The organism is Shigella sp. FC1967, assembly GCF_001743005.1.
In the GTDB taxonomy this organism is placed as follows: domain Bacteria; phylum Pseudomonadota; class Gammaproteobacteria; order Enterobacterales; family Enterobacteriaceae; genus Proteus.
Window position 1 is genome coordinate 1 of sequence record NZ_MIIZ01000979.1, and the last position, 1,508, is coordinate 1,508.

General features: G+C 49.0%; 3 protein-coding genes. 1 reads left to right on the forward strand and 2 read right to left on the reverse strand.

The features are described from left to right. Positions 1 to 530 (reverse strand): type IV CRISPR-associated protein Csf1 (csf1, locus tag BHE89_RS17050; RefSeq protein WP_141008326.1); only part of this gene is annotated, 530 nt, incomplete at its 3' end. Further along, positions 521 to 1,222: a type IV CRISPR-associated endonuclease Csf5 gene (gene csf5 / locus BHE89_RS17055; RefSeq protein WP_069369979.1), complete on the reverse strand. Its 702-nt coding sequence runs from the start codon at positions 1,220 to 1,222 to the stop codon at positions 521 to 523. The genes csf5 and csf1, both read right to left, overlap by 10 nt. Positions 1,223 to 1,300: 78 nt before the next feature. Here csf5 and BHE89_RS17060 point away from each other — a divergent pair. Beyond that, positions 1,301 to 1,508 (forward strand): hypothetical protein (locus tag BHE89_RS17060; RefSeq protein ID WP_141008327.1); only part of this gene is annotated, 208 nt, incomplete at its 3' end.

Consider the following 1,508-nt stretch of genomic DNA (forward strand, 5'->3'; position numbering starts at 1 on the left):
TTTTTTTTGCCGATGATTTCCGAAATATCACAAGTGTGTATGGACTTGACCGCGTTCACTGCGTCCATTAAGCGCGAATGGCGTATAGCGACGCGATCATCACCAAGCTGGATCTGGAACCTTCTGTTGTTGAGGTTTATGGGCGAGCGCCATACAACGTGCTGCTGCTTGCTGACTCCTATGACCATCGCAAAAGGAGGCTCTGGCGGGTTGATTAGGAAAAAGCCGCGATCAACCTTTTTGGCAAACGGGTAAATGGCTTGCGGTGTGATAACAACACTGGATAGCTGCATTTGGAAGCGGCCATCGGCCATGACAGAGGCGCAGCCAACACAACGATATGGTGCTGACATGTCAGCCAAATCATTTTGATTGGTGAAGGTTTTGGTTAACACCATCTCGTCACAGGCATCACCAGCTTTGATGGCACCTCCGCAGATACCGCAGTGTGAGTCATGGTCTGCATGAGTGCTGCTGACTATATTGATGGGGTGATACTTGGCAATCATTTGCGAAACTGTCAGAGGCATGATTGAAATACCCCCTTTTTGTTTTGCTTGAAAATGAGGCCGTGGCCGCGAGATGTCATGCCGCCCATTTGCCAAATACCTTGGAGATCAATATTGGCAATAAACTGAGCGTGCATCATGTGCATCCACTTCTTGTTCTGGTTTTGGAATTGGGTTTCCAGCCCAAGATCACGTACAGAAGCGAATTGAAGTTGAAGGTCCTGGTCATCCGGAAGAGCTGTAAGAACTCCTTCCTTAACCGCTTGTGCCAACATGCTTTTGAGTAGCACGGTCAGACGACCTTCCTCACCGAGCGCCTTCCGATGCTCCTTTTTGTCGATACAACGCGACACGAGATAGACGTTAGGCTCCTGAGTAACAAAAGCCTTCTTCTCGAATTGCAGAATTTGCACCTTCGGCATTAAGCCGTTGAGCATTGAAAACAACTTGGGTGTTTGTATGGCCTGGAGCACCGGATACATAAGGTCCTTGATGTCTTCCTCGCTCCGTTCACTGACAAAGCCGACAAACCCTTTGCCACCAACAAACCTGTAGGCAGGCTTTTCATTTAAGGGTTTGCCGTTTTCGTCATAGTGAAAAAAACGATGGCAGTTCTCCTGACCGTTCAGGACTTTCGCAGTGGCCTCCCGCAGCTCGTTGGGGCCAATGCTTATGCCTCTTGGGAGGCATAGTTTGAGCATGTATTGGTTCACCGCTGGTGCTCCTCTTTTCTTGACTTATAAAGAGCGTATCAGTACGATTTTACCAAGTCAACTCGTAGAGGAAAGATTATGGCGAAGGTTAAGATTCCGCAGCAGCTCGCCCAAGCGCTATTGCCTGACAACACAGAAGACATCCTTAGCAAGGATGATCAAAAAAAAGTCGCAGATGTTGCGAAGAAAATCATCGTCGATGCGATAGAGAGGGGACTCGGGCCGAAGATGGATGCCCAGAGCGATGAGGGGAGTGTCGCATTCCACTACAACCTGACGTTCCCCC